The organism is Myxococcus sp. MISCRS1 (assembly GCF_026626605.1).
Lineage (GTDB): Bacteria > Myxococcota > Myxococcia > Myxococcales > Myxococcaceae > Myxococcus > Myxococcus fulvus.
Genome location: NZ_JAPNKB010000001.1, coordinates 6,855,640 through 6,877,697 on the forward strand (window position 1 = coordinate 6,855,640; position 22,058 = coordinate 6,877,697).

General features: G+C 70.0%; 19 protein-coding genes. 11 read left to right on the forward strand and 8 right to left on the reverse strand.

Annotation, left to right across the window (positions count from 1 at the left end; translation table 11 throughout):
• Positions 1–313: 313 nt before the first annotated feature.
• Positions 314–1,792 carry an amino acid permease gene (locus OWM54_RS27315; protein ID WP_267699398.1) on the reverse strand — a complete coding sequence of 493 codons (1,479 nt, stop codon included), beginning with the start codon at positions 1,790–1,792 and terminating at the stop codon, positions 314–316.
• A 354-nt stretch (positions 1,793–2,146) separates the two neighbouring features.
• Here OWM54_RS27315 and OWM54_RS27320 point away from each other — a divergent pair, with 354 nt between their 5' ends.
• Complete coding sequence (locus OWM54_RS27320) at positions 2,147–3,316, forward strand: DUF6183 family protein (protein WP_267699399.1); 1,170 nt, start codon at positions 2,147–2,149, stop codon at positions 3,314–3,316.
• Here OWM54_RS27320 and OWM54_RS27325 read toward each other — a convergent pair.
• Positions 3,305–3,622 (reverse strand): hypothetical protein, encoded by a 318-nt coding sequence (locus OWM54_RS27325; protein ID WP_267699400.1) that lies wholly within the window; start codon positions 3,620–3,622, stop codon positions 3,305–3,307. The genes OWM54_RS27320 and OWM54_RS27325 overlap by 12 nt on opposite strands.
• A gap of 157 nt (positions 3,623–3,779) precedes the next feature.
• Between OWM54_RS27325 and OWM54_RS27330 the strand changes: the two genes are divergently transcribed.
• Both OWM54_RS27330 and OWM54_RS27335 read left to right on the forward strand, forming a co-directional pair.
• Entirely contained in the window at positions 3,780–4,400 is a 621-nt protein-coding gene (locus tag OWM54_RS27330; protein ID WP_223747059.1) for a DedA family protein, read from the forward strand.
• A 67-nt stretch (positions 4,401–4,467) separates the two neighbouring features.
• Positions 4,468–6,606 carry a hypothetical protein gene (locus tag OWM54_RS27335; protein ID WP_267699401.1) on the forward strand — a complete coding sequence of 713 codons (2,139 nt, stop codon included), beginning with the start codon at positions 4,468–4,470 and terminating at the stop codon, positions 6,604–6,606.
• A gap of 1 nt (position 6,607) precedes the next feature.
• On the opposite strand, the gene OWM54_RS27340 is transcribed toward OWM54_RS27335, so the two are convergent.
• Positions 6,608–9,751: an ABC transporter substrate-binding protein gene (locus OWM54_RS27340; protein WP_267699402.1), complete on the reverse strand. Its 3,144-nt coding sequence runs from the start codon at positions 9,749–9,751 to the stop codon at positions 6,608–6,610.
• A 66-nt stretch (positions 9,752–9,817) separates the two neighbouring features.
• On the opposite strand from OWM54_RS27340, the gene OWM54_RS27345 reads away from it, so the two are divergent.
• A complete protein-coding gene (locus tag OWM54_RS27345) occupies positions 9,818–10,840 on the forward strand; it encodes a lasso peptide biosynthesis protein (RefSeq protein WP_267699403.1) in 1,023 nt (340 codons plus the stop codon).
• 106 nt (positions 10,841–10,946) lie between these two features.
• Here OWM54_RS27345 and OWM54_RS27350 read toward each other — a convergent pair whose 3' ends face one another.
• Positions 10,947–11,972: an arginine N-succinyltransferase gene (locus OWM54_RS27350; RefSeq protein WP_141331855.1), complete on the reverse strand. Its 1,026-nt coding sequence runs from the start codon at positions 11,970–11,972 to the stop codon at positions 10,947–10,949.
• A gap of 350 nt (positions 11,973–12,322) precedes the next feature.
• Between OWM54_RS27350 and OWM54_RS27355 the strand changes: the two genes are divergently transcribed.
• Positions 12,323–13,309 carry a polysaccharide lyase gene (locus OWM54_RS27355; RefSeq protein ID WP_267699404.1) on the forward strand — a complete coding sequence of 329 codons (987 nt, stop codon included), beginning with the start codon at positions 12,323–12,325 and terminating at the stop codon, positions 13,307–13,309.
• Positions 13,310–13,352: 43 nt separating this feature from the next.
• Here OWM54_RS27355 and OWM54_RS27360 read toward each other — a convergent pair whose 3' ends face one another.
• Positions 13,353–14,105, reverse strand: coding sequence for a hypothetical protein (locus OWM54_RS27360; RefSeq protein ID WP_267699405.1), 753 nt, complete (start codon positions 14,103–14,105; stop codon positions 13,353–13,355).
• Positions 14,106–14,222: 117 nt separating this feature from the next.
• On the opposite strand from OWM54_RS27360, the gene OWM54_RS27365 reads away from it, so the two are divergent.
• Together OWM54_RS27365 and OWM54_RS27370 are read left to right on the forward strand one after the other, a co-directional pair.
• Positions 14,223–14,681, forward strand: a complete 459-nt coding sequence (locus OWM54_RS27365) for a MarR family winged helix-turn-helix transcriptional regulator (protein ID WP_223747065.1) — start codon at positions 14,223–14,225, stop codon at positions 14,679–14,681.
• Positions 14,682–14,735: 54 nt separating this feature from the next.
• A complete protein-coding gene (locus OWM54_RS27370; protein ID WP_267699406.1) occupies positions 14,736–15,965 on the forward strand; it encodes a hypothetical protein in 1,230 nt (409 codons plus the stop codon).
• Between the two features lie 60 nt (positions 15,966–16,025).
• Here the strand turns inward: OWM54_RS27370 and OWM54_RS27375 are convergent, their stop codons facing one another.
• A complete protein-coding gene (locus OWM54_RS27375) occupies positions 16,026–16,970 on the reverse strand; it encodes a haloalkane dehalogenase (RefSeq protein ID WP_267699407.1) in 945 nt (314 codons plus the stop codon).
• Between the two features lie 66 nt (positions 16,971–17,036).
• Between OWM54_RS27375 and OWM54_RS27380 the strand changes: the two genes are divergently transcribed.
• From OWM54_RS27380 to OWM54_RS27390, 3 genes are all read left to right on the forward strand, one after another.
• Positions 17,037–17,948, forward strand: coding sequence for a LysR family transcriptional regulator (locus tag OWM54_RS27380; protein ID WP_267699408.1), 912 nt, complete (start codon positions 17,037–17,039; stop codon positions 17,946–17,948).
• Positions 17,949–18,117: 169 nt separating this feature from the next.
• Entirely contained in the window at positions 18,118–18,384 is a 267-nt protein-coding gene (locus OWM54_RS27385; RefSeq protein ID WP_223747069.1) for a hypothetical protein, read from the forward strand.
• A gap of 161 nt (positions 18,385–18,545) precedes the next feature.
• Positions 18,546–19,136, forward strand: coding sequence for a hypothetical protein (locus tag OWM54_RS27390; RefSeq protein ID WP_223747070.1), 591 nt, complete (start codon positions 18,546–18,548; stop codon positions 19,134–19,136).
• Between the two features lie 50 nt (positions 19,137–19,186).
• Here OWM54_RS27390 and OWM54_RS27395 read toward each other — a convergent pair whose 3' ends face one another.
• Together OWM54_RS27395 and OWM54_RS27400 are read right to left on the reverse strand one after the other, a co-directional pair.
• Positions 19,187–20,653, reverse strand: coding sequence for a hypothetical protein (locus tag OWM54_RS27395; RefSeq protein WP_267699409.1), 1,467 nt, complete (start codon positions 20,651–20,653; stop codon positions 19,187–19,189).
• A 72-nt stretch (positions 20,654–20,725) separates the two neighbouring features.
• Positions 20,726–21,523: a TetR/AcrR family transcriptional regulator gene (locus OWM54_RS27400; RefSeq protein WP_223747073.1), complete on the reverse strand. Its 798-nt coding sequence runs from the start codon at positions 21,521–21,523 to the stop codon at positions 20,726–20,728.
• 89 nt (positions 21,524–21,612) lie between these two features.
• On the opposite strand from OWM54_RS27400, the gene OWM54_RS27405 reads away from it, so the two are divergent.
• Positions 21,613–22,017 (forward strand): VOC family protein, encoded by a 405-nt coding sequence (locus tag OWM54_RS27405; RefSeq protein ID WP_223747074.1) that lies wholly within the window; start codon positions 21,613–21,615, stop codon positions 22,015–22,017.
• The last annotated feature ends 41 nt before the right edge of the window (positions 22,018–22,058 follow it).

The following is a 22,058-nucleotide window of genomic DNA, read 5'->3' on the forward strand; positions in this document are numbered from 1 at the left end:
ACGAGCGGGGCGCTCGCGAGGCGCGAACGGGCGGCCATGGCGCACTGCTCGCCGTCAGACGGTGAATCCTGGCGAGTGTGCACGCGTGGGCCCGGTGCTGCGTGGACGCGCGCTTCCCTCATAAAAGAGGAATCACTCAAAAATCAAGCAGGCCAACCCATACCCAGAGAGCGCGCTCGGCCAGGAATTGCAGAGGGGCCGGGTATACGTATCGACGAATTGTCTTGGGTTGCCGGGGCTGAAAATCAGCCCGCTTTCCACGTGCTACGTCGGGATTCTTCCGGACATTGGAGCTGCAATCGGTGCATGCCGCTCAGGGCTCGGGTTTCGCGGGTGTCGGCCGGCCGGTCCGGGAGCCCGAGCCGGCTCCAGGATGCGAGGCCCTGGGGGGCGGCTGGCGCCAGCCGGGCTTTCGCAGGGCGTAGAACACGAAGGGCACGGCGGCCAGGGAGAGGACGAGCCCAGCCAGCCGCGCCACGTAGGCCGCGGCGTTCTGCACGCCCAGCTGCTTGGGGGGCACGAAGCCGACGAGGAAGGCGAGGACACAGGCCACCAGTCCGACTCCCGCGAGCACGGGCAGCATGGGCGCCCGGTAGCCCCGCGGCAGGTCGGGCTGCGTGCGGCGCAGGCGCAGCGCGGAGAGGAACAGCAGCCCATACATGGGGATGTAGAGCTGCGTCGTCATCGCGTCGAGCGCCCAGTAGACCTGGTTGACATCCCGGGCGAAGAAGAACAGCAGCGCCAGCAGGGCCACCAGCACCGCCTGCGTGGCGAGCAGGCCCGTGGGCGTGCCGTGTGTGTTGGTGCGCTGGAAGAAGGGTGGGAGCAATCCCTTTCGCCCCACGAGCAGCAGGCTGTGATTGGGGCCGAGTATCCACGTGAGCACCGTGCCCAGCGTGGCCACCAGGAACAGCACCGCGATGAGCGGCGCCACGCGCCTCATCCCGAACGTGGACAGGTAGGTCTCGAATGCCTGGATGAGCCCCGCGCTCAGGTCCACACGGGTGCGCGGCACCGCCACCGCGACGCCCAGCGTGGCGAGCACGAAGATGCTGGTGGCGAGCAGCGCCATCACCACCATCGCCTTCGGATAACCGTGCCGCGCGTCGCGCATCTCCCGCACGTGCACCGCGCTCACCTCCACGCCGCCGAAGGCCAGGAAGTTGCCCACCACCAGCACGAGCCCGCCGATGCCGGACCACGGCGGCACCCAGTCGCGCGCGCCCAGCGGGGCCGCCGAGCCGTGCCCACCGACGAGATAGACCACCGCCAGCAACGACAGCAGCGCCGTGGGCAGGACGATGCCCAGAAGCACGCTCCACACCGAGAACAGCGAGGCGTGTCTCACGCCGTGCATCGCCACCGCCGCGCACAGCCCGAAGCCCACCAGCACGAAGGCGCCGTTGAACGGTCCGCTGCGCGCGAGGTCCGGCGACACCACGAAGGCCAGGTTCCCCGCCGCGAACGACAGGAGCAGCGGATAGAAGATGACGTTCTGCACCCACTGCTGCCACGCCGCGCAGAATGCCCACTTCTCCCCGAAGGCCTCGTGCACCCACGTGAAGACGCCGCCCGGCCAGGTGCTGCCCAGCTCCGCCGCGACGAAGGCCGCGGGCAGCAGGAAGACGAGCGCCGGGATGAGGTACAGCACCACCGAGCCCAGGCCGTACTCGGACATCGCCGCCACGTTCGTCAGGTTGATGACCGCCGAGGCCGACAGGAGTCCCATCGCGGGCCAGCGCATCCCGTGGCCCGGTTGCTTCGTGGACAGATGGGGGGACGGTCCTGACATGGTGGCGCTCCTCTTGGCTCAGGGAGTTCCCAATGCCACCCCGCCCCGTCAAGGTGCGCCCCGGTGGGGAACGTGCTCGAGCGGAAGCGCCGCGGCCGAGATGTGGCGTTTCGCGTGCTCGCCCGAGCCCCGCGTCCCAGTCGACAGAGCTGGGTACGGCTGGAGTGACGCAGCGACGGCGCGTTTGGGGTTGTCGGGCCGTAAATCCAGTCAGGCTTCAACGACTCCTCGCCAGGGGTTCGTGTTGCCCCTGGGATTCGTTTCAGGACGGCGCCGTGGCACAGGGGCTCGGTGTTCCGAGGGAGAGAGGGCGGGATGCCACCGGACCCCAGTTCCCTTGTAGGCTCGCATTCCATGGGTTCGACGGTGAGCGCGTTCCTCGACGACATCTCCACCCGCGACGGGCTGAAGGCGGCGCGGGCGCGAATCGACCAGCTGGGAGAAGCGCGGGCCTACCCGGCGCTGGTGGCGGTCGCGGCGGAGCTGGAGGCGCGGCTGGCCTCGACGCCCGCGGAGGGCCGGGAGCGGCTGCACGCCCTCTCGGACCACCTGGAGGAGGTGCTGGCCAAGGGCCAGGACGTGGACAGCGCCCTGACCCTCCTGGAGGTCGCCCGTCAGCCGCGTGACGCGCGCTACCAGGGACGTCTCTCCGCCGCGCGACGGGAGCAGGAGCTGGCGGCGCTGCTGGGGACCCATCGCAACGCGGCGAGCTTCGTGGAGCTCTGCTCCCACCGGCAAGGCCCCGAGGACCTGCTGGAGCTGTTCGCGTGTGGCGTCCACGAGTTCGTGCTGCGCGGCGCGGACCTGTCCTCGGTGCCCGGTGTCCTGGCGCTCCAGGAGGAGCTGTCGCGGCGCGGTCATCCGCTGGCGGCGCTGCCCCTCCAGCGTCGACGCTGGGAGTCCTCGTTCGGACGCATCATGGGGACGGAGGAGATCGACCCGTACGACACGCTCGGGGAGCGGCTGTCGTCGGCGTCACGGGAGGACGAAGAGGACGAGTACACCGCGCCCGACATCCGGCTGGCGACGCAGGACGAGCCCGTGCCTCCGGGGCTCGCGGCCGTCCTGGTCTCGGAGGACGGGGAGAGGCCTCACGAGGCCATCGAGCAGCGGGTGCTCAAGCTGCGTCCCGCGCTGCCCAAGGCGCCCTCGGACACGATGACCTCGCTGCTCATCGACCTGGGCCTGCCGCTCATGAAGGACGCGGCCTTCGTGGTGTGCGAGCGGGACACGCTGTCGCGCGTGTCCGACTTCTTCTTCTCCCGGGTGGCGTCCCGCGCTCGTGGGTGGTTGGGCGCGGCATATGGGCGTCTGGCGTTGTGGCGCACGCTCGAGGCGCTCGGTGGCATCGAGGTCTCCTGGTCCAGCGATGCCCCCGAGAAGCGCTGGAACGCCTGCACCTGGTACCAGTTCAAGGGCTCCTGGCAGGACGCGCGTCCCCCTGTCATGGGGGTCGTCTGTCTTCGCCCCGGTGGGACATCGCTCGCGCTCGTCGCGGTCCACGAGCGGGCGTCATACTTCTAGGGACCTGCGCTTCCACAGGCGGAAGGCCCGCTTCGCGCCGTGGCCATCGGGGTCGCGAGGCTGGTTGAACTCCAGGAGCCGCTCGTTCTTCAGCTCGTTGGCGATGAAGCCCACCGCGCCGCCGCTCTCGTAGCCGCGCCACGTCTGGCTGCGCTGGATGGCGCCCTCGAAGAACCGCCGGCCCTCGGGCGTGTCCTCGACGAGCCCCTGGTAGACGAGGAACCGCCAGGCCTCGTCGGCATTCCCCTGGAGGTCGACGACGTGCAACGAGGTGGTCAGCCTGTCCCAGTAGCGCGGAAGAATCATGGTGGCGACTCCGACTCCCGAGTTCGAGCGGAGCATAGCCGACGTCCCGGGCACGGTGCTGTCGTTGCACTGTTCACCAACGGCCACTCACGCTTTCCCCTCCGCGAGGGCTGCCTTATGACGAGTGCCTGGCACCTGGAGGAGGTCGTTCGCGCGGATGGTGGAATACATCGACCAGCTCATCGGAGCGCTCGGTCCCCTGGGGCTCCTGGTGTTGGGCGTGGCCGCGGCGCTGGAGTACGTGGTGCCTCCCTTCCCGGGGGACACCATCACCCTGCTGGGCGGCGTGTACGCGGTGCGCGGTGAGCAGTCGATGGTGCTCGTGTTCCTCGTGGTGACGGCGGGCAGCGTGGTGGGCGCGGCCATCAACTACGCGGTGGGCCACTGGCTGGCGGGGCGCTTCGACGCGAACCCGGGGCGCAGCTACCTGGGCATCAGCCACGCGCGGCTCTCCGAGGTGCAATCCCGGATGCGGCGCAACGGGCCCTGGCTGCTGCTGGCCAATCGCTTCCTGCCTGGCATCCGCGGGCTCATCTTCGTCGCGGCGGGTGCCTCGCGCGTGCCGCGCATCAACGCGCTGGGGCTGGGGGCGCTGTCCGCCATGGCGCACACGGGGCTGGTGCTCGCGTTGGGGGCCGCGGTGGGCGGAAATCTGGAGCGGCTGTCGGCGCTGATGAGCCGCTACCAGTACGCCGTGGTGGGGCTGGTGGCGGTGGGCGCGGTGGCGGTGTTGGTGCGCATGTTCGCCCGGCGACGGGCTCCGGCCCCCGGGCCTTGAGTCCTCGGGACGACGGCATTCCACGGCGACGTTGCATGGGGCGGCCCGGGCGCGCTTGAGTCGAGGGATGGCCTCGCGCACCTCTTCGTGGACGCTCCTGCTCGTCGCGCTCGCGCTGTCGCTGACGGGCTGTCGCTGTGGGGATGACTCGGGCACGGGCGACGCGCGCCAGGGCTTCCGTCCCCAGGAGACGGAGGTCGACTTCGGTCGCGCCCTGGAGGGCAGCCTCACGCGCAGGCAGGTGACGCTGCTGGCCACCGGACGCGCGAGCCTCACCGTGACGGCGTCCGTGGGCGCGCCCTTCAGCGTGGCGAGCGCGGAGGTCACCGTGCCGGGCAGCGGGACGACGGTGGTGGAGGTGGACTTCCTCGCGGCCAATGGGCCCGCGGAGGGGACGCTGACGCTGACGGGCGCGGGGCGCACGGAGACGGTGCGCCTCACGGGCCTGGGGGTGCGGCCGCTCACGTGTGTGCCATCGAGCCCCTGTCACGAGTCGAGCTTCGACCTGGCCACGGGCACCTGCATCGAGCGGGCGCTGGAGGATGGCGCCACCTGCATCCCCACCAGTCGCTGCGTGGTGAACGGGCGCTGCGAGTCGGGTGCGTGCGTGGGCTCTCCTCGCACGTGTGATGACGACAACCCGTGCACGGTGGACGCGTGCTCGCCCTCGCAGGGCTGCGTGACGGCGCCGGTGGTGTGTCCGACGCCGAGCAACCGGTGCAAGGTGGGCGTGTGCGACCGGGACGAGGGTTGCCAGGAGGTGGACGCCGAGGACTTCATCCCGTGTGGGCCAGGGGACTGCAAGTCGGCGCGGCTGTGCTTCAACGGCTCGTGTGACGAGTTCGCCACGCCGGATGGCATCGTCTGCGCTCCCGCCACCGCGTGCCGGGGCGAGGGCACCTGTCAGGATGGTGAGTGCGAGCGGCCCGACGCGGGGGAGCTGGAGGCGGAGTTCAGCCAGCAACTCGGCGGTGAGCCCGTGGGGGCTCCCGCGCTGCTGGTGCAGGACGGTGCGTTGTTCTCTTCCGTGTGTGACGAGGATGCGGGCTGCCGGCTCGTGTCCTTCACCCAGAGCGGGCTGCTGCGCTTCGAGTCGCCCTATCCGGATGGGGGCGCACGCACGCTGCTGGCCGCGTCCGATGCGGGGGTGGTGGTGGCTGCGCCGGAGGGGCTGGAGTCGTATGCCCCGCGCACTCCGGGCGCGCGACAGTGGGAGGCGTCGTGGACGTCGCTCGGTGCTCCTTCGGATGCGGGGCCGTGGCTGGGGCACGTGGAGGCGGGGCAGGTCGCGCTGACGGCGGCGGGGGATGTAGTGGCGCATGTGGCGTGGGGCCCGGTGCCGGAGGATGGTGGCGCGGTGGCGGTGCCCGAGAGCACGCGGTGGGTCTGGCTCGCGGGAGGTGAGGATGCGGGCACGGTGCTGCGCGCGGGGCCCGTGGAGGCGTGGCGCGGTGAGGCGCGGCTCGCGCTCGATGCGGAGGAGGCGGCGTTCCGGTACACGGTGGATGGGCGGCTGGAGCGCGCGGACTTCGAGCCGGATGGAGGCTCGCTGCTCATCTCGGAGCTGGCGGACGGTGGTGTCCCGGGTGGGAGTGCGTCGCTCGCGGTGGCGGGGGGCACGTTGTTCGTGGGGACCCGGGCCTTCGTGTCCACGGATGGCGGCGCTCCCGTGACGGTGGACTGGGACGCGGGCTCTCGGACGCTGACGCCGTTGGCCGAGCCCGCGCTGCTGTCCTCCGCGGGGAACCCTGGCTACGTGTTCGCGCGCTCCTGCTCGCGCACGGATGGCCTGCCGTGTGCGCCCGACGAGGAGCGCACGGTGCTGCGCGCGGTGGACTCCACCACGGGGTTGGTGGCGTGGGAGGTGGACGCGCTGCCCTTCGAGGAGGTGCCGGGCTCGTTCCACGACGCGACGCTCATCGAAGGTGACGCGGTGGGCGTGCTCGCCGACGCCGAACGCACGGACGGGCGACAGGTGTGGCTCCAGTTCTTCGCGCGAGGGAAGAAGGTGGAGATGTGCGCGCTCCCCGGACGACCGACGCGCGTTGCGGGCAGCACGTTCTCCGGCGGCCGGCTGCTCGTCGTGTTGGAGCGTGATGGCGTCTGGCGCGTGGAGGCCTACGGGATGGGTGGCATCCAGGCGTCGCCCTTCGGCTGGCCCCAACGACACGGGAGCCCGTCGGGCGTGAGGCGCGAGGCGCGCTGAGTCACTCCGTCGTGTTCGTATCCACCCAGAGGGTCTCGAAGCGGACCTGGGGCGGCGTCTGGTGCAGCCGCAGTCCCTGCACGGCCGCCGAGGCCGCCGCGTGCACGCGCTCGTGGTACAGCGGGATGAGCGGGCAGTCGTCGCGGAACAGGTGCTCGGCGCGCACGTAGAGCTGCTGGCGCAGCTCCGGGTCGATGGACACGCGCGCCTCGGCGGTGATGCGGTCCAGCTCCGGGTTGCGGTAGCCCACCGGGTACACCGTCTGCGCGCTGGAGTTCAGCAGGAAGTAGAGGAACGTGTCCGGGTCCGGGAAGTCCGCCAGCCACAGCGTGCGGAAGGCCGACATCTTCCCGTCGCGCAGCCGCGTCAGGTACTCCTCCGGCGCCAGCTCCACGTGCTCCAACTGCAACAGCCCCGCCTGCATCAGCGGACGGAACAACACCGCGTCCTCGGTCGACGTGTCGCGCCCCACCGGGTGGTGCAGCGTGAGCTTCAGCCGGCGCAGTCCCGCGTCGCGCAACAACTGCTCCGCCAGCGCCACGTCGGGCGACGGCAGGGGCGCCATCTCGGAGCCCGCCAGCAGCTCCGGCGGCGTCAGCGTGCGCGCCACCCGCGCACCCGGGTGGAACTGCTCCACCAATCCGATGATGTCCATGCCCGCGCGCAGCGCCCGACGTACCCGCACGTCGTCATAGGGCGGCTCGCGCAGGTTGAGCGCCACGAAGGCCGTGGAGGGCGTGGTGCTCGCCAGCACCTGGAGCGACTCCAGACCCGGCACCTCCACGTGCTCCGCCGAGAGGAACGACACCAGGTCCGCCGTGCCCGCGCGCAGCCTCGACACCGCCTCCTGTCGCGAGTCGACGAGCTGGAACTCCAGCCGGTCCAAGAGCGGCGTCCCCGAGCGCCAGTAGGACGGATTGCGCTCCATCACCACGCGCTCCGGCTCCAGCGACATGACGCGGAAGGGGCCCGTGCCCACCAGCCGCCCGCTCCCATCCATCCTCGCCACCGACGTGGCCGTCAGCGCCATCAGGTGCAGGAAGAACGCCTTCGGCTCGCGCAGCCGTATCTCCAGCGTGGCGTCGTCCAGCACCTCGATGCCCGTCACCTCGCGCGCCAGGCCCGACGAGAACTCGGGCGCGCCCTCCACGTCCTCGAGCAGGCTGCGGTCCGGCGAGCGCACCGCCGGGTCCAACAGGCGCTCCAGGTGTCGCTTCACATCGCCCGCCGTCAAGAGCGAGCCGTCGTGGAACGTGACGCCCTTGCGCAGATAGAAGCGATAGCGGCGCGCGGACGGGTCCGCGTCCCAGCGCTCGGCCAGGTCCGGCTCCAGGCCGCCGTCCTCCAGTCGCACGAGCCCGGAGAACGAACACGCGGTGAGCTCGGAGAGCTGGTTCTCCACGCTGAACAGCGGGTCCACCGCCTGGCGGTTGCGCAGCGAGGCGGACTGGTGCAGCACCACGCGCAGCGTGCCGCCGGTGCGCGGCTGGGGCAGGCGGAAGCGGAACACCTCCGTCTCCAGTCCCACCGCCTCGTGGCCCAGCTGGTCCACCGTGCGCGTCAGCCCGTCGCCGATGCGGATGACCCGGCGCGCGTCCTCGCGCACCTGCGCCACCTCCTCGCGGATGGACGCGTCCGCGCGGGTGAGCACCACGTTGGCGGTGCGCAGCTCTTCAATCGCCGCGCTCAGGCGCACCACGGACTCGGACAGGTCCCGTCCCGTGCGCGCCTGGTCCTCGGCCTTCTGCGAGGCGCCGTGGCCCACGCGGGCCATCTCCTGCGTCTGGCGCACCAGCTCGCGCGCGTGGCCGGCCTGCTCAATCGCCATGCGCGTGACGTCCTCCACGCGCCGGGCCACGCGGCGGCTCGCCTCGACGACGGTGGCGCCCTGGGCCTCCAGCCGCTGCGTCTCCGTCACCGTGGCCTCCACGGCGCTGAAGGTGCGCTGGGTGATGGTGCGAATCTCCACCAGCGCCTCGGACGCGCGGTCACCCAGCGCGACGCCGGTGGTGGCCTGCTCGCGGCCCTCGTGCACCAGCGTCACCGCGGTCATCACCGCGTCGCGGATGCCGGACACCATGGCGGCGATTTCGCGCGTGGAGCGCGTGGTGCGCTCGGCCAGGTTGCGAATCTCGTTGGCCACCACGCCGAAGGGGCGGCCGTGCTCGCCAGCCTGCGCGGCGATGATGGCGGCGTTGAGGGCGAGCAGGTTCGTCTGGTCGGCGATCTCCTGGATGACGTCGACGATGCGGCCAATCTCCGCGGAGCGCGAGCCCAGCGTGCCCATCAGCTCCGCGGCCTTCCGGACGGTCTCCTCCACCCGGTACATGCCCTTGACGCTGTCGCCCACCAGCACCTCGCCGCGCTCGGCGGTCGCCGTCACGGCCAGGGCCAGCTGATTCGTCTCGCTGGCGCGCCTTCGCACGGAGTCGATGCCACCCTCGACCAGCGCCACGAAGTTCTCCGCCTCGGCGGCGAAGCGCGCCAGCTCGTCACCCGAGGACGCGATGTTGGCCAGCCGCTCGCTCATCGCCTGCATCAGCGAGGTGGTGTGGTTGGCGAAGTCGTTCACCTGCGACAGCGACTCCACCACCTGCTCCAGCCGCTCCGTCATCTCCAGCAGCGCGCCGGTGGTGTCCACCGCGAACACCTCCAGCTGGTGCACGCGCTTGCCCACCACCTGGAGGCTGCCGCCCATGCCGCTGACGGAGTGCAGCGTGCGCTCCACCGCGCCGCCCTGGCGCCGCGCGGCCTCCAGCAGGCTCAGGGCCTGCTCACTCACCTCGTTGCTGGTGCGGTGCAGGTTCGCCGTCACCCGCTGCACCTGCGACAGCGCGCGGCGCAGCGACAGGATGAGCCGGCGGACGTCTTCATGCCCCTCGTAGCGGAAGCCGCCCGTGGTGGTGAGGTCGCCCTCGGCCAGCTGGGCCATGACGCGCCGCCGGGCCAGCCTGCGCAGCGCCGCCCAGCGGAACCACGACAGGTAGCCGCCCACGATGTAGAGCGTGGGCGTGGCGAACAGCAGCGCCGTCCACGCGGACACGTCCAGCCGCTGGCCGGTGAGCTGGAGCACGCCCCCCAGCACGAGCGCGGAGAGCAGACCGGCCGCCAGGCCGAACGCGAAGAGGTACCGTTTGGCGCCCATGGACCCGGGGAAGGGTACTCCGCCTTCTCGCGCCGGTCCTCAAAACGCCGCAGACTCGCCCCCCTCGTGCCCATCCTGCTCGCCCTCCTGGCCCTGGCCCTCCCCGCGAACCCCGTCAGTCCGGGCTCGGCGCGGGCCCACCCGCCCGAGGAGGAGACGGCCCGCTACGTCTTCGCCTGGCGCGGGGTGCCCGTGGGGACCGTGACGCTGACGCGGGAGGCGGCGGCCTTCCGGTACGACAGCCACCACCTGCACACGAGAGGGGAGGACTCGGGCGCGCGTCGACGCACGGCGTTGCTGGAGGTGGACGCCGAGGGCCGGCTCGTCGGCCGCCCGGTGGTGCCCCAGGCGCTGTGGCTGTGGCGCGGGCCTCCCACCCTGGGTTGCGTCACGGGGCGCGAGGAGCTCTCCGGCCGCGAGGGCCCGCACTGCGTCACCGGTGGGACGGCCCCCTGGGTGGAGGGCACGCTCCTGGGGACACCCTTCCGGGCCCGCTACGACGCGCGTGGCCTCATGGATGTGCTGGAGGTGGGCGAGTCCCGCTTCACCGTGGCGTCGCCGGACACGCGGCTGGTGGCGCCTCCAGACTTCTTCGCCCAGGGGCTGCCGGTGCAGGGCGAGCGTGGGGCGCTGACCCTGGTGCCGGCGCTGGAGGTGCCCGCGAGACTTCCGGGCATGACGCCCTGGACGGCCCGGGCCGCGAGGGCGCTGGCGGCGCGGGTGCACGCGGCCTTCATCGAGAAGGGACCGAGCGCGGCGGACTGGCGCGAGGACGGCGAGGGCGAGGCGGGTGGGTGCCTCGCGCACGCGCTGCGCTTCGCGGCCGGAGCCCGCAAGCGGGGCGTGAAGGTGGCCCTGGTGCACGGGCTGTTGGTGGTGGACGGCGGGCCCGCGAGGCCGCACGCGTGGGTGCGCGTGGCGCTGGAGGACGGAGGCACGCTGGAGCTGGACCCCACGTCGATGGACCCGGTGCGCGAGGACACGCACCTGCCCGTGGCGCTGGCGGATGCACGGGGCCCGGCGCTGGAGGCTGGGGCCCGGTGGCTCGCGCTGCTGCGTGGAGACCACCGCGTCGTCCGACGTCCGTGAGTGCGCTGCCCATGGCGCTGGCGGATGCTCGGGGCCCGGCGCTAGAGGCCAGCGTGCGCTGGCCCTCCAGGGCAAAGACCACCGCGTGGTCCGACGTCCGTGAGCGCTACTCGAACGGGATGATGGAGAGCTTCGCGCCGGCGCTCGCGCCCAGGATCTCCTTGGCGCGCGCGGGCAGGTAGGCCACCTGGTTGTCCAGCCGGGCGTGGCAGCGCACCGAGCGGAAGCGGTTGCGGCCCGACTCGCGCTCGAAGGCGACCAGGACGTCATCCCCCTCCAGCTCGAAGTCCTCGGCCGCCAGCTTCACCGTGCGGTATTTGCGCACCAGCGTCACGTCACCGGTGTTGGCCTCGAAGTGGGGCCCGCCGTCGAACGGGTCGATGCGCTCCACGTACCGGAAGCCCACGCGCTCCAGCATGCGCTGCACGCCGCGCGTCTGCGGCCCCACCTCGCCGAGCACCTTCTGCACCCGGTCCGGGAAGAGCGACGCGTAGATGTCCGACGCGGGGAACAGCTCCTTGATGAACTCCTTGTTCTGCCGGCTGAGGCGGTCCGCCTCCAGGTACGTCAGGCCGGTGAACTTCTTGCCGCACGCCTCCCACAGCAGGCTGCGTCCATCCGGCAACAACGGCGGGAGCAGCTCCGCCAGCACCCGGGGACGGAACAGCCGCCGGTGCATGGCGATGAACAGGAAGCGCACGTAGGACAGCTGCTTGCCGGGCTTGTCCGGCGTGGCGCGGTAGGGCGGGTCCACCACGAGCCCGCCGATTTCGGTGGGGCCCTCGTAGTTGTAGGCGATGGACAGCACCTTGTGCCGCAGGTGGCGCTCCAGGGACGCGGAGTAGTGCTCCCGCTCGCTCACCTCGTAGTAGATGTGCGGCGCCTCGTACGTGCCGTGCTGGGCGATGATCATCGACGTGCCGATGATGAGCCCGTTGCGCATGTCCTCCAGCACGAAGAGGTACTCGCGCTCGAAGGGGTTCTTCACCTTCCCGGCGAAGCTCTTCACCGACTTGTCGATGATGCTCTCGAGCGTCTCCTCGTTGTTCGGCAGGTTCACCGTGTTGAGCACGGCGGCGAGCCGCTTGAGGCCGGCCAGGTCGGTCTTCTGGACGTCACGCAGGACAAGCATGGGTGCACCCGGGACGCTGCCGGAACGGAGCGCCGGAAGGGGTGGGGACCATACACCACACCCCCTGCGAACGGTCAGCCCATGGCTCCCTTGTTTCCTTGTGTGACGCGCCGAGTCATAAGCTGAACTCACCGGTTCGGCCGGGTGGTGCGCGCCCGTTCCACTCGCCGAAACATTTATCAGACATCCATCCCCCTGCCCGGATGCTCGCTCTGTTGTCAGGCAAGAGGGAAGAATTTGCCGGGGGAATGAAACACGGAATCGTTTCGGCTACGGTCTGTCGAAGGTTGGCTTTCAAACCTTCGCAAGGACATGTGCCATTGAGAGTCTTTGTCCCTGGATTGCTGGCGATGTTCCTGCTCCCTGGCCTGGCGTCGGGGGAGGTCATCTGGCGCGGTGACTTCGAGACGGGCAACCGCTCGCAGTACACGCGCGAGCAGATGGTCAGCTCGGACCGCCTGTTGGTGGTGAGCAACCCCGTGGCCGAGGGGAAGTACGCGCTCAAGGTCACCGTGAAGCAGGGCGATGATCCCATCAACTCCAGTGGCAACCGCAACGAGCTGGTGTACCTGGGCAAGGAGAAGGAGGGCTCGGAGTACTACTACCGCTGGAAGGTGATGTTCGCGCCGGACTTCCCCAGCGTGGACACGTGGCAGCTCTTCACGCAGTGGCACCATGATGGCTGCTGCGGCTCGCCCCCGCTGGAGTTCTACGTGCGCGGCGAGGAGATGCGCATGGCGCTCAACTCCGACTCCACGATTCCGTGGCGCGGCAAGCTCGTGCGAGGCGTCTGGCACGAGTTCATCCTGCACGTGAAGTGGTCCGCGAAGGCGAGCACGGGCTTCGTGGAGCTGTGGCACAACAAGGAGAAGGTGCTCGCGAAGCGCGCCGCCGCGACGATGTACGCGGGGCAGAACAACTACCTGAAGCTGGGCCTGTACCGCAGCGATACCGTGAAGCCGGTGGGCGTGCTGTACCACGATGGTTTCATCCAGGCGACGACGCTCGCGGACGTGCTGCCCACGACGCCCACCCCCACGCCTGACGCGGGCACGCCCGTGGACGCGGGCACGCCCGTGGTGGACGCGGGGACGGCGGATGCCGGGACGCCCGAGGTGGACGCGGGGACGCCCGTCGCAGATGCGGGGACGCCCGTCGCGGATGCGGGCTCCCGGCCGGACGAGTCACCGGGCGGCGTGATTCCTCCCGGCGGTCTGTCCCCGAGCGAGGACGACGAGGAGGCCGTGGGCTGCAACAGCTCCGGCGGTCCGCTCGCGGGGATGGCGCTGTTGGGGTTGATGGGGCTCATCGGCGCGCGTCGGCGTCGGCGCTCCTGAGCCTGCGTGGAGGGCTCGGGAGCGGCGTTCCCGAGTCCCCCGCTCACAGCTCCTGGGCCTGCTCGCGCTTCTTCTCCAGGGCCTCCAACTCGGTGGAGCGCTTGCCCAGGTGGGGCTCCAGGAAGCGGCTCACGTAGTCGAGCGTGAGCCTGCGGGTGTCGGGCTGCTGCCAGCCGGTGAGCTGGAGCTTCGTCTCCGTGTCCTTCCACGACTTCTCCACGACGTAGTCGGACTGCGCCGCGAGCGCCTCGACGCGGACCTTGTTCTCGTAGGCGAGGTCGTCCGCGGTGGTGCGGGAGCGTCGGGTGCCTTCACCCAGGCTGCGGTTGTAGGACTCCGCGCTGCGCACGCGCGCCTCCGCTTCCTCGGCCGTGTCCCGCCGCGAGGTGGGCTCGCCGTACTTCATGGACAAGAGCTCCGAGAGCGCGTCGAAGTCCTCGCGCAGGGGCGCGCCGGTGTCGAAGCGCAGCGACACGACGGCCAGCTTGTTCAGCGTGAACTGGAAGTCCACCGTCGCCGGGCGGTCCGTGACGCGCAGGGCGACGCGCAGGTCACCTTCGGACGACGTCGTCCGGGCCTCGGGGTAGAGCGCGCGGACCTCGTCGGGAGACATACCCCACCGCGTCTCCTGGAACCCGCTCTTGCCTCGGTAGTTCGCCAGCTCCTCGGCGGCGAAGGCGCTGTTGGACTCGCGGATGGACTCCCGGCGCTCGAGCAGCGCTTGCTGTCGGGCGGAGCTTCCACAGGCGGCGGCCAGCAGGCACAGGGGGAGAAGTCCGGCGAGGGGGCGAAGCATCTCAGGCTCCTGGGGGCGGGGATTCAGCTCCCTGGACGACCGGAGGCTCCGGAAATTCACGCGAACCGGGGTGGCGGCGCTTTTGACAGGGCACTGTCAATCAGCCAGCCTGTGGGCATGGCGAAATACACGACGGCCGGGTCGACCTTCACGGACCTGGTGCTCGAAATCTTCCAGAACAACGGCCTCTTGCTGGCGGCGGGGGACCGGTTGGCGGCGCCGTCGGGGCTGACGAGCGCGCGGTGGCAGGTGTTGGGGGTGGTGGACCACGAGCCCGCGCCGGTGGCGAACGTGGCGCGGTCCATCGGGTTGACGCGGCAGAGCGTGCAGCAGACGGCGGACGCGCTGGAGGCGGAGGGGTTCATCGAGTACGAGGAGAACCCGCACCACCGTCGGGCCAAGTTGATGCGATTGACGCCGAAGGGGCGCGAGCGGCTGCGCGAGGTGGAGGCCCGGCAGCTCGCGTGGGCCAACAAGCTGGGCGGCAAGCTGACCGCGGCGTCCTTGAAGACGGTGGTGGGCACGCTGCGCGAGGTGCGCGAGGCGCTGGAGCAGGACGCGTCCACGAACGCGTGAGTGGGGATGCGCACGCAGCGTGAATAGGGCGTGTCGGCGTGCGTCATCAGGCGCATGCACGACATCTTGCGCCGCACGGTGCTCACCGCACTGTTGGCCACGTCCGCGACGGCGTGGGCCGAATCATCTCAGTCCCCCGACGTCACGGTCTCCCCGGTGCCGTTGATTGCCCTGGCTCCTGGCCGGGTTGTCTACGCCGACTCGCAGGGCTCGCGGAATCTCGCCGAGTGCGAGTACGTGGAGGAGCGCAAGTGGCTGGCGGGACCCGAGAAGGGGACGCGGTTCCAGGAGAAGGAGCCGTGCTCGCTCTGGTTCCTGGCGGTGCATCCGTCCACGGGCCGTTGGGCGATGTCGCTCTCCGTGGGTGGGGATGAGGGGCACGAGCGCCTGGTGAGCGTGACGCTCGCGGGGCGGAAGCTCGAGGTGCCCCGGAGCAAGTCGGGGCGCGCGAAGCAGGGCTCCTTCCTCGTGATGGGGGACCTGAACGGGGTCGTGGGGGTGACGCCCGGCGTTGCTTCGCAGTGGACCGAGAACAACGTCCACCACTCGCAGATGCCGATGATGTTCACGGAGGATGGCGCTCGGGTGCTCGTCACCAATGGAACGGTGACGACCACGGATTGGTGGAGCTGGAGCTTTGGTCCGAAGCCCGAGGGCATTCGCGTGTTGCCGGTGCACCAGACGGACACGGCGGGCAATGATGTGCTGCCAGGCGAGTCGCGCACGGTGCTGCGTCATGACAAGGGGGGTGTCCGCATCGCCACGATGGACCCCACTGGGACGAAGCCGTGGAAGGTGGGGCCGCCGCTGAAGCTGAGGCGCAAGGGGATGCTGTCGCCCATGGTGATAGGGGACACGATGGTCTTCTATCGCGAGGGGACGCAGGACGAGGGCGGCAACTGCGAGGGCGCGGACTCGGCCACCTATCGGCGCCTGGACCTGCGCACCGGTCAGGAGCGGGTCTGGAAGACCCATGACACCTACTGCAGCAGCTACGAGCTCACGGCGGGGAGCCCGCGGCGCAAGTCGGTGTTCTTCATCGAGAGCAACTACTACGAGCGGAAGCTCTCCCAGTTGTACGAGTACTCGGTCGAGCGGGACGAGGTCCGGGTGACGAAGGCCGAGGGCTTCGAGGGCGCGCACGACATCAGCGAGGATGGGCGGACGCTGCTGCTCTTCGACCCGGGACGCTCGGTCGCCGTGTTCGATGCGGATACGGATGAGTACGTGTGGCTCAAGGGCTTTGGGCGAATCACCGACGCGGGGCTGTTGGACCTGCGCTGAGGGTCGTCAGGGCTCGCTCTTGGCGGAAGTCGAGCAGGCCCTGGTCGGTTCGCGGTGAGCCTACCAGCCCTGGTGGTCGAGCCAGCTTCGGAGTGCCTTGGTGATGTCCTCGGGCACGTCCTCCGGCGCGTGGTGGCCCGCCGGGCCGAGGGGGACGATTTCGAGGCGAGGGAACTGGGTGCGGGCCCACTCGATGGTCTTGGGCGCGCTGAGGCTGCCGCCATCGAACGTCAACAGGAGCGCGGGCTTCCCGGTGGGCTGGGCGAGCCAGGCGTCGTAGCGCTCGATGACGGCGGCGACATCGGCGGGGCTGCCGTCGATGGGAATCTCCCGGGGCCACTGGAGCATGGGGCGCCGTGACGCGGCGTCGGGGTAGGGCGCGTAGTAGGCCGCCCGGGCGCTGTCGGTGAGGCCCGTCTTGACGCCGTTGCTGAGCGAGCGCTCCAGGAACTCGTTCTGCTCGAGCACCATCTGCTCGCCGACGCCGGGTGTGCGCAGTGCGCGGAACAGCTTCTCTCCCTGGGGCGGCCATTCGCTCCAGTGCATGGGGCGCAGGAAGGTCTCGAAGACGACGACGCCGCGCACGCGGTCCGGGTGCCGAGCGGCCCAGTCGAGGGCGAGCACGCCGCCCCAGTCGTAGCCGACGAGCACGACGTCGCGCAGACCGAGCGCGTCGAACCAGGCGTCGAGGTATCGCGCATGGTCGGCGTACCGGTAGGCGATGTCGGGCTTTCCGGAGCTCCCCATGCCGATGAGGTCGGGTGCGAGGCATCGACCCTTGTCCGCGAGCCGGGGCGTCACGTTGCGCCAGACGTACGAGGAGGTGGGGTTGCCGTGGAGGAACACGATGGGTGAGCCGGTGCCCTCCTCACGGTAGGAGAGGAAGGAGTCGAGGACGGGGAGTTGGTGGGTGGTGGGCATGGGCGTGGGGTGGGGGATGACGGGTGCGGATGCGTGGCACGCGATGAGCGCGCCGGTGGCGAGCCAGCCGAGCAGTCTGTGCATGCCCCAATATGTGCCCGGAGCGTCCTCGCTGGCCGTGATGGTTCGTGAGCAGTAACCTCACGGAGAATGAGCATTCAAATCGGGGCCATCGACCTCAACCTGCTCCTGGTGCTCCACACCGTGCTCGCCGAGCGCAGCGTGGTCCGAGCGTCGGAGCGGCTCCATGTGACGCCGTCGGCCATCAGCAACAGCCTGGCGCGGCTGCGTGCGCTGCTCGGAGACCCGCTGGTGACGCGCAAGGGGCGGGGAATCGTCCCGACGCCCAGGGCGCTCGCGTTGGCTCCGGCGATTGGTCGCGGGCTGCGGGAGATGGAGCTGGCGCTCCATGAGGTCCCGTTCGAGCCGGAGCGCTGCACGCAGACCTTCACGTTGGCGGTCGCGGATGCGGGGCAGCTGACGTGGGTGCCGCGCATCGCGGCGCTGATGCGTCGGGAGATGCCGGACGCGCGGCTTTCCGTGGTGGGCATCGACTCGCTCGTGTCGCTGGGGGATTTGGGGTCGGGGCAGGTGGACCTGCACCTGGGGCTCGCGGGGAAGGGGACGGGGCTGCACCTCGAACCGTTGCTGACGGAGCGCACGCTGCTGGTGGCGCGCCGAGGGCATCCGGTGCTGGGCAAGCGGCTGTCCGCGCGGGCGCTGGGAGGGCTCCAGCATGTCCGGGTGGAGATGGTGCCGGGGAAGAGCTTCCGTGACGCCGTGGGGGCCGCGTACGCGCGGGCGGGGATTGCTCGGGAGGTGGTGATGGCGGTGCCGTCGTTCACGGCGGCGGCGGCGGTGGTCGCCACGACGGACCTGGTCGCGACGCTGCCGGAGTCACTGGTCAGCGAGAAGGGGGCGAGGTTCGCGGTGCAGGCGGTCGATGCGCCGATTCCTCCGCACACGGTGCGAATCTCGATGTGCTGGCACGAGCGCACCCACGTGGACCCGGCGGCGCGCTACTTCCGCGAGCTGGTGCGGCGCGGTGTCCTGGCGTCCTGACGTGGTCCGGGCCGACCCTTCGGCGTGTCCTCGGCGGGCATGATAGAGAATGGGGATGGAGTCGTTGGCGGCGACGTGTCCTCTTCATCCCGAGCGCCTCGCGGACGGGGCATGCAGTCGATGTGGCACCTTCGTGTGTGAGGGCTGCCGCAGGTGGCAGGTGGGGAGGATGCTGTGCCTTCGCTGCCACAAGGTGGCGCTGGGGGAGAAGCCATCCAGGAGGGCGACGCTCGCGGTCGTCTTCGCCACGTTGGGGTTCTGCGGATTCGTCCCGGGGCTCGTCGGACTGGTGCTGGGCTACCAGGAGCTGGCGGCCATCCGCGCGGGCACGTCGCCCGGGTCGGGCGAGGGCTGGGCGGTGCTGGCGCGCAATGTGGGGTGGTTCCATCTGGTGGTGCTGGTTGTCATTGGCGTCGGGTTGATGCTCCAGGTTTGAGGGATTCTGTCGGGTTGCGTGTACGCTTCGCGGTCAGGCCGATGGACTCCCTGGAGTCCGAGGGTCGACGTCTTCTGACGCATCAAGTGGGGGCATGAATGGCTACGAGGAAGTTTGCTCTGGAGGCAGGTGGTCCTCTGCGTCTCGAGTTTGTGTGGGGGATGTTCTGGAGGAACTTCACGGTGGTCCTCGACGGCCAGGTCGTGGGGACGTCTGAAGGCGGAGCCTCCGCGCTGAAGAAGGGGGTGCGGTTCACGCTGCCGGACCGGACCGTGCTGGACGTGCAGCTCCAGTCCGGCGTGCTCAGCGCGGAGCTGGCGGTGAAGCGCAATGGACTCCCGTTGCCCGGGTCGTCGACGGACCCCGAGCAGCAGATCAAGACCGCGGCCTACATGCTGTATGTCCTGGCGGGCCTGAACACGCTGCTGGGCGTCATCGGCATGCTGACGGCGAGCGAGGAGATGGAGGCGCTCGGGCTGGGCATCGGCTCCATCGTCTTCGGCGCGCTGGTGGCCGTGTTCGGCTTCTTCACCTACCGCGCCACGCGGTTCGGGCCCATCCTCGCGGTCCTGCTGTACATCGGCGACACCGTGGTGACGTTGATGGACTCGATTGATGCCGGTGGCAAACCGAACATCTTCGGGTTCGTCGTCCGCGTGTACATCATCGTCACGCTGGTCAAGGCCGCGCAGGCGGCGGGTGAGCTGAAGCGGCGGGAGCAGGAGAACGCCGGCGTGTCACTCCAGCCCTGAGGCTCCAGGCGCGAGTCGTCGGATGGATGTGACGACTCGCGCCGTGGGACTCAGCGCTGTCCCGACTCCAGGCCCGGGCGGTCGTCGAAGAGCTGGACCCAACGGCCGTCGAAGCCGCCGTTCGCGGGCAGGTACCAGGCCCCTGGCAACCAGAAGCCCTGCTCCACGCCGTCCGTCGAGTCCGTGAAGCCCGCGTGCACGAAGTAGTCGTGCTGCCACCAGAACGAGGACGGCGACGTCGTGTAGCCGCTCGCGCTCGCCCGCGTCTGGCCCCGTGAGTCCACCGCCGTGCTCGCGTAGGCGTTGTCGTGGAAGGCGTTGGAGCCGCCCCCTCCGAAGTCGGAGGCGCTGTCGTTCATCTCGTACGTCCCGACGAACCACTTCTTCGCGATGTACCCCTCGCGGTCATCGTCGTTCTCCACGTCCCGCGTCTTGGGGAAGAAGCGCTGCATGCCCGCGCTCACCTCCGTGGCGCCGCCCTCGTTCACCAGCGCGCTCTCCAGGTAGAAGTCGATGGGCCCCGCGTCCAACCAGTGCGTCGCGTAGCCGCCGTGCTGCCAGTGCGTGGGCAGGATGTCCGCCAGGTCCTGGAGCTCATACGTGACGCGCTTCACGTTGGGCCAGGTGATGGTCTTCCCGTTGTCGTAGCGGCTCGCCAGCGCATCCGCCGTCGCGTACGTGAGCGCCCGCGCTCCGAACGCCGCCACCGCGTCCGCCGAGCCCTCCGGCACGAAGGCATAGTGCACGTTCTTCCGCCCGCCATCGTTGTTCACCCCCGCCTCCGCCTTGCCCGCGCTCGCCATCCGCCCCGCGAAGAACGCATACGGGTCCGTCACGAAGCGCAGCTCCTGCCCATGCGCCGCCGCGAGCTTGTCCGACCACTCCGCCTGCCAGATGAGCAGGTGCTTGCCCGTGGCCGTCTGCATGAAGTTCAAGTCCACGTGTCCCGCGCGGCGCACCACGTTGCGCTTGTGCTGCGTCACCACCGCGTACGCCACGGACTCGCCACTGCCCGGTGCGCCCACCGCGTTCGTCACCAGCATCTCCACCCGCTCCCAGTCGTGGAGCTGGTAGTCCCCGGCCGCGTTCTTATCGAGCGCGTGATACACGTGGTAGATGAGCTTCAGGTTCTTGCGCCCATCCATGAACTCGATGAGCGACGTGTAGAGCGTCGGACGGATGCGCCAGGCGTCATACGCGCTCGGCCCCGCCCGCGAGGCGTCCACGTACTGGGGGATGCGCTTCCAGTTCAGCTTGTTGTTGGAGAAGTTCCCGTCCCGGTCGAAGTCGAAGCTCGTCACCCAGTCATAGCCGTGCCGCCCGTCGTTCCCGTTGCCCCGCTTGAGCAGCACGGGCGCGTAGTACTGGAGGAACGCCTGCCGCTGCTCCGTGGTCAGTGTCCACGCCTGCGCGTAGGCGCTCGTGGGCCAGCTCAGCGCCGCGAAGGTCAGGGCCAGCACGCCGTACAGGCCAAGCCGTGAGTACCGGGGAGCACGTCTCGTGATGTCTGGGGTCATGCCCCCAGCAAACCACGGCCTTCCCTCTCAAGATGAGCAAAGCGAGAATAAGTCACTTTCTCGAAAGGGCGCTCATCGGGGTGTGCGAGGAGGGGACCTTCGTGGCTGTCTGGCCTGGATGAGCGCGCCCAGCCCATCGAGGACGCGCTGGAGGCCGAAGCCGAAGGCATGGTCCGGACTGTAGGCGGCCCCGTGGGCTGCTCCCGCCGCGGCCCCCACACGTGAGGCCAGGGGATAGCGGGCCGGGTCCATGACGCGGGCCAGCAGCGGCTCGTTCGCCTTCCACCAGGCCTCCTCGGTCTTCGCCGTCTCGACGGAGGCCGCGCGTGCTCGGCTCGTGCTCCTCGCGGAGGATTCGACGAAGCCCAGCACGAAGGTCAGCGCCGCATCCATCTCGACATCGTCCAGGCCGAGCCCTTCCAGCGCGCCGAGCTCGTGCTCGTACTTCGCCATCAACCCAGGGCCCAGGGGCGGGCGACTGGTGGCGATGTCGCTCATCCAGGGGTGCCGCTCGTACAGCGCATGGTTGTCGCGGGCCACCGCCTCGAGCCGGGCGCGCCAGCCCGTGTCCTCGGGCGCGCGACGCGGCATGTCCGCGTAGAGCTGGTCGAGCATCAGGTCCACCAGCTCCGCCTTGCCCGGGACATACGTGTAGAGCGTCATCGGGCCCACCGAGAGCCGCTCGGCCAGCTTGCGCATGGTCAGCGCTTCCAGGCCCTCCAGGTCCGCCAGCTCCACCGCCGAGGCGATGATGCCGTCGACGCTCAGCGTCGGCTTGGGCCCCCGCTGCCCCGCCGAGGGGACGTCCTTCCTCCAGAGCAGCTCCAGCGTCCGGGCGGGGTCCCCCGCGCCGCTGCGATGTGTCGCCATGCGCTCTCCAGTGCCAGAGCCCGCCTTGACTGGCTACTCCGTACATTGTACGTAGATTCTCGTCCACATCGAGCCGGAGGCCTGTCCGCATGCGCATCACCGCATCCGCCATCTCGCTGAATGTCGAAGATGTGTCCGCGTCCGCGGCGTTCATGAAGCGCCACTTCGGGTTCACGGAGGACATGTCCGCGGACGGGTTCGTGTCCCTGTCGCGCAAGGACGCGGGGTTCAACCTCATCTTCCTGCGCACGGGGCTCGAGTCGCTCAAGCCCGAGTCGCTCAAGCACCGCAAGGCGGAGGGCATCCTCGTCGCGTTCGTCGTCGACGACATCGACGCCGAGTACCGACGGCTGCAGGACGAGGGCGTCCGAATCCTCACGCCCATCGAGACCGAGCCCTGGGGCGAGCGCTTCTTCCAGGTCGCGGATGACAATGGCGTCATCCTCCAGCTGGTCCAATGGATGCACCCGCCTCCGGAAGGCGTGGTGAGTTGAGGCCGCGCGGCGACCTGCTTGAAGCGACCCGAGGCTCGTGC